This window comes from Acidithiobacillus sp. TH-A36 (assembly GCF_057473445.1).
The window spans coordinates 1-9,722 of record NZ_JBYCKP010000684.1 but is presented as its reverse complement, the minus strand read 5'-3'; the positions used below and the strand labels follow the sequence as shown (position 1 = coordinate 9,722).

Below are 9,722 nucleotides of genomic sequence, written 5' to 3'. Positions count from 1 at the left end.
GCCATTTCCGGACCCAGGTAAGAACCGCCAATACCAATATTCACAATCTGCCGAATCGGCTGACCGGTGGCACCCCGCCAGGACTGTTCATGAATGGACTGGGTAAAACGGGCCATATGTTCCAGCACCTGATGCACTTCAGGGACAACGTCCACCCCCCCGGTGCGCATGACGGTACCCCTGGGCGCCCGCAAAGCCGCATGAAATGCGGCCCTACCCTCGGTATGGTTGATTTTTTCCCCGGCAAACATGGCGTCGCGGCGCGCTTCCAGATCACGACTGCGGGCAAGATCAAAAAGCAGATTCAGGGTTTCCCGACGCAGCAAATGCTTGGAGTAATCCAGATAGATGCCGCAGGCTTCTGCCGAAAAACGTCCGGCCCGCTGAGGGTCTTCCCGAAAAAGCTGACGCAGGGTGACATCTTCCCAGCTCTTGCGATGCGCCTGTAAATGTTGCCATGAGGGTGAAGCGGTCAGAGGGGCTGCAGACATGAGGCGACTCCTTGGTCAAAGCAAGCAGGATGATTTTGCACAATTCATTTACTTGAAGAGTAGGCCATGCCCTCAATTTCCCGCAAGCATTAATCCTGAAAACGGCAGTGGGCCTGGGGGGCTTTGCTTCTGCCAGGCTTCGCGGAGCAAGCGCAAAAAGCTTTCCTCAGCCTGATTCAGGACAACCCAGTCCGCCTGATCCCGATCCACTGCCAATTGCCTGAGCAAGCTGCCCAGCTCGCGATGATAAAGTTGATGATGGCGCATCAGCAAATCTTGATTTGTTGGCTCCAGACTTTGGAGATAAGCATGAATGGGGCAGGATTTGTCATCGCTGAGGGTTTCTGCGTGCAGCAAATGTGGGTTTTGGCAGGCCATTTTAGTCAAAAGGTTGTGATTGGCCATTTGGGCCGCATAAATTCCCAGAAGGGTCGAAGGATGCGTGCGCACCGGCTGCTTGCGTCGCAACCAGGTACGCAGCCGGCTGATGGACATGGGACGAGCAATCTGCCTGCCTTGCAGCAGGGGAATATTGAGGGTCATCATCGCATCGAGAATCGCTTCGTTTTCGACGCCTTCCACTACCAGATCCACCTCTAATCCCTGAGCCAGATCGCGCACTGCCAACACGAAATGTAAATCATCCGGACGTTGCGCCAGAGTGCGCACGAACCCTTGGTCCAGCTTGATTTCGTCTACTGGCAACTCTTTCAGACGCAATAGGGAGGCATAGGCACTGCCCACATCATCCAGGGCCAGACGGACACCTAATGCGCGAATCTGGCGCAACAATTCCAGAGCGGAATTGCGTTCAAGGAAATCTGTCCCTTCAAGGATCTCGAGAATAATACGAGACGGATCGAGGCCACTATCGAGAATAATCTGACGGATTTGGCGAATACAAGGCTTGGTGAGTGATTGCGGATCAATATTCACAGAAACCCATAAGCCATCCCCAGCCTCACCAAGACTGTTCAGGTCTTCCAGAGATTGGGCCAGCATACGTTGGGTCAGATGACACAAATGGCTGCCCCGCAGTTGGGGCAGAAAATCCCGGGGCGTTAATATGCTACCATCTTCCGCTTGCAAGCGGGCCAATGATTCCATACCGGCAACCCGGCTCGACTGGGTATCCCAAACCGGCTGATACAACACCAGAAGCTGCCCACTGGCGAGGAGCCGCTGGGCGAGTGGCGCACGCTCCAGAGCGGTACTGGGTTCATGCAGGATCCAGCAGGCATCTCGTTCTTTTTTACTGTTTTTACTTTCATAAAGGGCGCGGTCCGCCTGGCGGAGCAACTCTTCTGGGCTCAACATTTTCTCTGCGCCCGCGTAGACACTCACACCAATGCTCAATCCGACGCGGACACTCTGACCATTCTCCAGTTGAATGGGCGAGGTCATCACATGCTCAATTTTACGCAATATCTGATAAAGGTCGTCCTGATTTTGCACGGACTCCAGCAAAATCACGAATTCGTCACCACCAAAGCGACCAACCATGTCATTTTTTCGCAAAACTTCCGCCAAACGATGTCCCAAGCTCACCAGAACCTGATCACCCGCTTCGTGCCCAAACGCATCATTGATCGGCTTGAAGCGGTCAAGATCCAACATACAAACGACCAGCACATGATCCTGACGCTCCTGGCGAGCCATCGCCTGTTCCAATTGGGTTTCCAACAAACGCCGATTCGCAAGACCCGTCAGCGGATCGTAAAAAGCCACTTTTTCCAGCTTTTGCCGGGCTTCTTCAATTTGCATTTTTTCTTCGGCCAGCTTTTGCTTCAGAACCAACTCGTCCAGCCCATGTCCCACAAGGCGTGCTACCTGGCTCAGGACATCACAAATGTCATCCGAAAACATTTGCGGCCGATCACCAATAACCGCAAGAATCGCCCAGCGTTCTCCGCCATGTTCAATAGGCAAGGCAGCAGCCGCACGCCAACCATATTCCAGAGCTTGAGCACGCCAGGGTTGAATGAGCGGATCCATCAGGTAATCCTGCTGAACCACGAGGGCATCCGCTCGCCACGCCCGGGCCCCGACCGTTTGCCCCTCAGGCAAGTCTGCAGACACCGGCCAACGTCTTTTCAGGGCATTAGAAGCACTCCAGCCCGCGTAGGCCAAGGCGTCCATACAACCATCTGCGGCAGGTCGTGCAATCCAGGTGGCAATGAAGATGCCGCTGTCAATCAGCTGCTGACAGCTTTTTTGCAGGAGCTCCTGGACATCTTCAGCTGCCAGAGTCACCTCACCGGCCCGCAGTAGCGCCTGCTGCAAAACACGCGTTCGCTGCAGTGAAAAATAATCATACTGACGCTGGAGAAAATCCTGCAGATCCGCACTCACCTGACTCAGTATCTCGGTCACCTGATCGGGAAAACCGGCCCCCTGGGCACGCTGCAAAGCTATATGGCCACGCCGACCATCGGGCCAGATAAAGTCCTGGGTTATCCTATTGCCTAATTGGTGGCTTTTACTGAAATCCCGCCAAGTTCTCCATAGCTGTACCTTGTCACGCCCCTCATCGACCAAATCTGGAGCCTGTTCCAATTCATTCCGAAAGGTGCTGGCAAGCGGGCCAGCTACTGCACAAAGCACCGCCGTATCCAAGGCGTTGCCATCTTTGACAATCCATACCAGAGGCATCTCCAGCTGTTTCTGCAGGATTTCACAGAAGCTCTGAAAAATCAGATTTTCATCCTGGCCGACGTTCTCCGAAAATAATCGATTAACGGCACTTGCTGCACTGATAAAGCGTTCCCGCACCAACAGTTCTTTCTGGCTCTGCAGTAAAGCCAGGGTGCGTTCTTCGACGCGCCGCTCTAACCATCTATTACCATGACGCAGGGCCTCTCTGTAGCGCGCAGACTCAGCCATCATTGCAGCTGCAAACAGCACAACGCTCATCATGCCCACTCCCATAATTTGTAAAAACGTCATGGGGCGCAGAGGCACAGCCACACTTAAGGGCCCCAGGCCACGGGCAGTACCGGCAATGGCAATCACAAACAAGAGCAGCACCAAACGAGAAACCGCATCAACTGGAAATTGTGTCAGCGCCCAAAGTATGGGCAAAAGCAGTAAAAACACCAATCCGACAATGTCTGTAAATTCTGCATATCGATGCCAGAAAAGCATTGTGGTAGCAGCAACAGCAAAGCCCGAAAAAAGCCAGAACCATGCCCCCCCGAAAACAAGTTCACGCCAGCGCTGGCCTTTCTGCCAAAATAACAAATTACTGGCCACCAGCAAGACACCAAAACTCACGCCGCTACCATTGCTGAGCATATCAAGAGGAACAGCAGAGGATGTCCACGATACGGACGTTTGTTGCCAGACTGTCCCCCACAGTCCGGCCATTACGCCATTTAAAACTCCAGGGAAAATCACAAATGAGAGCAAATCATTGCGATATGTCAACGAGTTCCAGTCAGCAGTCCATCGATACATCAGGCGCACCGAGATCCATGCCGAAAGCAGTTCTCCTGCTGCCAATCCAAAAGCGTTGAATGGACTGTAACCCAAAGACCAGTCACCGAGAAAACCACCCAACAATAAGCCTGGCCATAAGCCGATGCCTCTGCGCATCACCAGAAAAACATACAGACCTGAGGTCACCCAAACCGACAGATACCAATGTTGCGCAGGGTCAGGGATCAATATGCCAGCAAACTGATTCAAGAGTACCAACCCTGCAAGGACTGTAATCTGATCCAGCAGATACAGATTAAGACGCGACCTGGCGCTCCTTGAAATCCAATGACCTAAAGGCATATTTGGCGCTGCTTCAGCACGATGTTCTCCCCAACCTCGAGTAATGGGCAACATTGAAATCATTCATTTCTGTTTCTTTGGGACTGTAACAATTTGCAGTAAAAAACTCATTATTTTTGTTGAGCTGCAGCACTGACAAGAACAATAACAATCTAAGCAGGTATTTTTATACTGGGTTATTTTGTGGCATTCGGTTCATTTAAACCACCCAATTATGGTTGTTATGCACACAATGATCACCGTCTATATTACAAGACGCTGATAAAGCAGGCGTTCACCGCTGACCAGACCATGGCACGGCATTTGCTGACGGTGAACCAGTAGTCAGCAACAGCATAATAAGCTAAGGGAGTATCACCATGGTTATCGAAAATTCATTACCGGTGCTTTTGAGCCGTCTGGATTTTGCCTGGATCACCTCCATGCACATTCTCTGGACGCCAATGACCATCGGCATGTCCTGGCTGCTCTTTTTTATGGAGCTTGCCTGGTTGAAAAGCGGTGATGAGCGCTGGTACAAGCTCAATCGTTTTTTTGAAAAAATCTTCATCATCAATTTTGGCGCAGGTGTCGCAACTGGCGTCACCATGGAAATGGCCTTTGGTATTCTTTATGGTCCTTTCTCTCAGGCTGTCGGCCCTTTCTTCGGCAACATTCTTGGCTTCGAAACGATCACCGCCTTCATGTATGAAGCCGGCTTCATCGGCCTGATGGTGTTTGGTTGGGGCAAAATCAGCAAAGGCATGCATTTATTTGCCACTTTAAACGTTGGCATTTCTTCCAGCTTGTCCGCCATGTGGATTCTGGTGGCCAACTCCTGGATGCAGACGCCTAACGGGGTTATGCTGAAAGATGGATTATTTCAGGTCAGCAACTGGTGGCATGCCATTCTCAATGACAATTTTATCTGGGGCTTTCCACACATGTGGGTCGCCACTGTAGAACTGGCATTGTTTGTATTCGCCTCGGTCAGCGCCTGGTTTATCCTCAAAAACCGTCATGCTGATCTTTTCATCAAAATACTGAAGCCCACTTTGCTGGCGCTGCTCATTGTCACTCCTCTGCAGATTTTTATCGGTGACAGTGTCGGTCAAGACGTTGCAAAAACTCAGCCCACCTCTTTGGCGGCCATGGAAGGACACTTCCACACCTACCTGCCGAATGGAAAACCCAATACCGACTGGAACCTCATTGCCATTCCAGACGTGCAGGCCGGGAAAAATCTGTTCGCCATTCAAATTCCGCATGTGCTGAGTCTCCTGGAAACCCATACCTGGAGCAGCCCGGTACAGGGTATGGATGAATTTCCGGTGAACGAACGTCCCGATGTATGGGTACCTTTCTATGCCTTCCGGGCTATGGTGGCCATCGGTTTCTTCCTGTTTTTTGTCGCTCTTTGGGGCAACTGGTTGCGCGTGCGTGGCAAAATGAACGCCCTGGAATTGCGTAAAAATCCCTGGTTTCTGCGTGCGGTGGTGTTCTCGGGCTTCCTCCCTTATCTGGCCATCTGGACGGGTTGGTGGGTTCGTGAAATCGGTCGTCAGCCCTGGGTGGTATTCGGCCTGATGCGGACCTACGAAGGGGTCAGCAACATGAGCATGGCCCAGGAAATTGTCTGGTTTGTCGGTTATATCATTTTTGAGCTGGTGGTCTGGTCCGGCGCCTGGTACTTCTTCAGTCGCGTCATCCAGAAGGGTGTCGATGACATTCCACACTCCGACACGTTGTTTCACGATCACGGTGAAGATCATGATGCTGCGCAAGCGGGGGGCGGGCATGTTGCACCGACTTTCGCCCACAAGCCCATGATGCACCCGGATCGTTAACAGACCCGGATCAGAAGGAGGAATCCGTTCCTCCTTCATCAATTAATAAGTCACCGGAGTAATTATCATGGAACTTAGTTCAGATATTGTTCGTATCGTATCTGCCCTCTCCACCTGGTGGTGGATGATACTTGGGCTGATGTTTTTGTTATATATCGCTTTGGACGGAGCTGATCTCGGCGCCGGTATTTTTGCCTTGTTCTCCAAGGACGAAGAAGAGCGTGGCGCCATCATGGCATCCATGGCGGGTTTCTGGGATGGCAACGAGACCTGGCTGGTAGTCGCTGGCGGTGTATTGTTTGGTGCTTTCCCCCTGGTTTATGGGTCTGCCTTCAACTTTTTGATGATCCCCCTGATGATCGCCCTGTGGGGTATCATCTCCCGGGCTGTGGCTTTTGAATTTCATATTCATGCGTGCAGCAGTAAACGTCTGTGGGGCTGGGCTTTCGCCATTGGCAGCCTGGTCGCGCCCTTTTTCGCCGGTGTCTCCCTGGGGGCCGTATTACAGGGATTTCCCATGAAATCTGGTATTGCCATGAGTGGAATCGCTGATCGGGGTTTCACAACCCCCGTGATGCATTATGCGGGAGGGGCCATGGACTTCCTGACCCCATTCTCCATCTGGACGGGTTTTGGTGCGGTGATTGCCGCCGGTCTGGCGGGAGGATTGTTTCTCTGTGCCCGCTTTTTACCGGGCGATGTGATTCATGAACGCGCCAAGTCCTGGACCAACCTGTTCTCCTATCTGGCGTTAATAGCGATTGTCATCACGCTGGTTTGGTCTTATGCCATTTTTCCTTGGGCCGCTGCCAAGTGGACAGGTCCCAATTGGTGGATCTGGGCCATCTGGTTTGTCATCGTCCTTTTCTTCGCTTTCAAATCCATGACCAACCACTCCATGCAACATGATTTTACTGCGCTGCTTTGGGGCGAAGGGGTAGTGGTTCTACTCTGGGCGGCCATGTGGGCAACCATGTTTCCCTATATTGTACCGGGTACATGGACTATCCATGCGGCCTCCAATCCAGCCAATTCCATGGCTGTGTTTACCTTGTTCATGACCGGTTTTGTGCCAGTCATGATCATGTATAACTGGTATCAGATCTGGGTCTTCCGGGGTCGCTTCACTAAAAAAAGCGTCTACGGCGCCCACTGATAGTGGCTTGCTGAAACACCGGTCGCTGCTTCGGCGCGGCCGGTTTTTTTATGGCCAAGCGCAACTTTTCCCACTCTACAACAGTCATAAAAGCTGCAGTTAAACGAAAAAATTTCAATTCAAAAAGGCCAACATCATGAAATCAAGCTCCTTGAAAACAGCCCCCACGAAATCAACGCAATTACTCGGACTCGCCGCCGAACTTCATCCCTCCACGCATTCCGTAAAAAATCCTGATCTGGATGATTTACTGAATGCTCTGGAAGAACGTCACCAATTCATCAACAGCCAATGGCAGGAAATCATGCAACGTCTGCCTGAAGAAAGGCCTGATGCCATGATGGATCAGATGCTGCTGATGGATCATGAACTCACGCGCTACCAACGCTATTTTGTCATGCTCAAGGAAACCCTGCGTCATTGCGCGCCCGATCTGTTGGACGCCTCCTGAAAATCATTGGTTGTTCACTTTGGTTTACCCCGATGCTGAGGGTATAATCAAGGATTGTCCCTTCTGGAACTTTTTTCCTTGATTGCAAACGCTTTGACCGGGCACTGTCCTGGCAGAAAATCGAGATGACTGCACCGATGCAGAATCTTCAGCGCGGCTTCAGGATCAAGGCCCTCGCCCTTTTCTTCCTGGCGTTCCTCTTTTTTGCCTGGGGCACCGGCAACACCAGCCTCTGGGATATTGATGAACCCATTTACGCGCAAAGCCTGAAAGATCAGATTGCCGCCGACAACCTCGTCGTCCCGACTTATAACGACCGCTTGATGCCGGATAAGCCTGCCCTGAATTACTGGTTGATGTGGTCGGGAGTCCGTTTACTGGGTATGAATTCCTGGGGATTACGCATTGGCTCAGCCCTTGTCGGGGCGTTATTGGTTCTGTATCTGATCATCGCCCTGCGCCGCCTCTACGGGGAGTCCATCGCCCTGCTCAGTGGGTTACTGACAGCCACCGCACTGCACAGTACCGTCATTTTTCGCAGCGCCACCCCCGATCCACTGCTGATATTATTGGTCACCATTGCGTTATTGAGTTATCTGCGTGGATATATTTATCCAGAAATTCGTACCCGCGAATTCCATTGGGCCTATGCCGCCATGGCCCTGGCTACCCTGGATAAAGGCCCCATCGGATTTCTATTGCCGGGACTCATCATTGTCTTGTTTCTGTTATTGCGTCAGCAGTTACCCCTGTTATGGAAAGAGGGGCGACTGACAACCGGCATTCCACTTTTTTTGATGATCATGCTGCCCTGGTATCTGGCAGTAGGTATTGAAACCCACTGGAATTGGGATCGCCTTTTTATTTTTGAGCAGAATATCGGACGCTTTGATGACAGCATGCAAGGCCACCGGGGTCCCTGGTTTTATTATCTCATCAGTACTTTTCTGGGCATGCTGCCCTGGTCCATATTTTTACCGCAAGTGCTGCATGATCTTTGGCTGAAGCGACGCCACTTTTTGCAACATCAGGCCGTACCACTGTTTCTGCTGATATGGGCAGGCACCTGGATCGCCTTTTTTACCCTCTCCGCGACCAAACTTCCCAATTATGTCTGGGAGGCCTATCCACCTTTATTTATTCTTCTTGCCTTCTGGTTTGAAAAAATCCGCGCCCAATCCAGGTTACCGCAAACATGGGGACTGGCTCTATCCTTCAGCACATTGTTTCTGGTAGGACTCGCGCTGAGCATTTTTGCTGCCTGGATTTTACCCCTGCGCGAACCGCATCTTCCTGGAATGGTTGAAGTCGGGTTTCCCTACATGCTTGCAGCAGTCTTCGCCATGCTCCTGATTTGGAAAAAACATTGGTCAGCGGCATGGGCTAGTCTGGGAGTGGGCAGTATTGTCCTCAGTGGTCTTCTGGTGTTTGTCATTCTTCCACCGATCAATGCGCTCAAACCCTCCAGAGCCATGGGACAGGAAATTGCTGCCATTCAGGGCAAGCATCCTTATCATCTGGCCTCCTGGGACTGGTTTCAGCCGAGCTTCCTGTTTTATGCCGGGCGCGGAGACATGCCCATTCGTCACCTGTCGTCATTAGCAGAATTACGGACCGTTCTGGGTGAAAACCCGCTTTATCTGGTTTGTCCCTCTCGCGATGTTTCTGCCGTAAAGGCAGCCATTCCCCAAGATTATCAGGTGCAGAATCTCACAACCGCTTATGAAATATATGGTCATGAAAACATCAGCCTGCTGCAAATCAAAAACCTCCCGCACGCCAAGGGCACCCAGCCTGATCCTCTGGTGCCTGATCCTGTAAAAATAGAATAAGCCTGTGTCGGAATCATCCTCATCTGCACACAGGACCGATAAGCACAGGCTCTGGCTGCTCCGCAGCATTTTTCTCAGTGCCCTGGCCATCTATGGCGGAACCTGGTTGGGTTATTATTTGTTCAGCCGTGGTCTGGATCCCGTTTCCGGGTCCATTGCCGAGGCTTTGATCAATTGGGATGCCAA

General features: G+C 51.7%; 6 protein-coding genes and 1 pseudogene. 5 read left to right on the top strand and 2 right to left on the bottom strand.

The window, feature by feature from the left end; translation table 11 throughout:
* Together pgi and AC2VLY_RS17035 are read right to left on the bottom strand one after the other, a co-directional pair.
* Nucleotides 1-491: pseudogene (pgi, locus tag AC2VLY_RS17040) on the bottom strand (glucose-6-phosphate isomerase); the annotation flags it as partial.
* Between the two features lie 72 nt (nucleotides 492-563).
* Nucleotides 564-4,178 (bottom strand): bifunctional diguanylate cyclase/phosphodiesterase, encoded by a 3,615-nt coding sequence (locus AC2VLY_RS17035; RefSeq protein WP_486893261.1) that lies wholly within the window; start codon nucleotides 4,176-4,178, stop codon nucleotides 564-566.
* 452 nt (nucleotides 4,179-4,630) lie between these two features.
* Here AC2VLY_RS17035 and AC2VLY_RS17030 point away from each other — a divergent pair, with 452 nt between their 5' ends.
* The 5 genes from AC2VLY_RS17030 to AC2VLY_RS17010 all read left to right on the top strand — a co-directional run.
* Nucleotides 4,631-6,097: a cytochrome ubiquinol oxidase subunit I gene (locus AC2VLY_RS17030; RefSeq protein WP_486893262.1), complete on the top strand. Its 1,467-nt coding sequence runs from the start codon at nucleotides 4,631-4,633 to the stop codon at nucleotides 6,095-6,097.
* Nucleotides 6,098-6,164: 67 nt separating this feature from the next.
* The gene (cydB, locus tag AC2VLY_RS17025) at nucleotides 6,165-7,253 is read left to right on the top strand and encodes a cytochrome d ubiquinol oxidase subunit II (protein ID WP_486893263.1); all 1,089 of its coding nucleotides are present in this window, start codon (nucleotides 6,165-6,167) and stop codon (nucleotides 7,251-7,253) included.
* A 136-nt stretch (nucleotides 7,254-7,389) separates the two neighbouring features.
* Entirely contained in the window at nucleotides 7,390-7,704 is a 315-nt protein-coding gene (locus tag AC2VLY_RS17020; RefSeq protein WP_193649417.1) for a hypothetical protein, read from the top strand.
* 125 nt (nucleotides 7,705-7,829) lie between these two features.
* The gene (locus tag AC2VLY_RS17015) at nucleotides 7,830-9,536 is read left to right on the top strand and encodes an ArnT family glycosyltransferase (protein WP_486893264.1); all 1,707 of its coding nucleotides are present in this window, start codon (nucleotides 7,830-7,832) and stop codon (nucleotides 9,534-9,536) included.
* A gap of 4 nt (nucleotides 9,537-9,540) precedes the next feature.
* A partial coding sequence (locus AC2VLY_RS17010) for a hypothetical protein (RefSeq protein ID WP_486893265.1) occupies nucleotides 9,541-9,722 on the top strand: 182 nt, incomplete at its 3' end.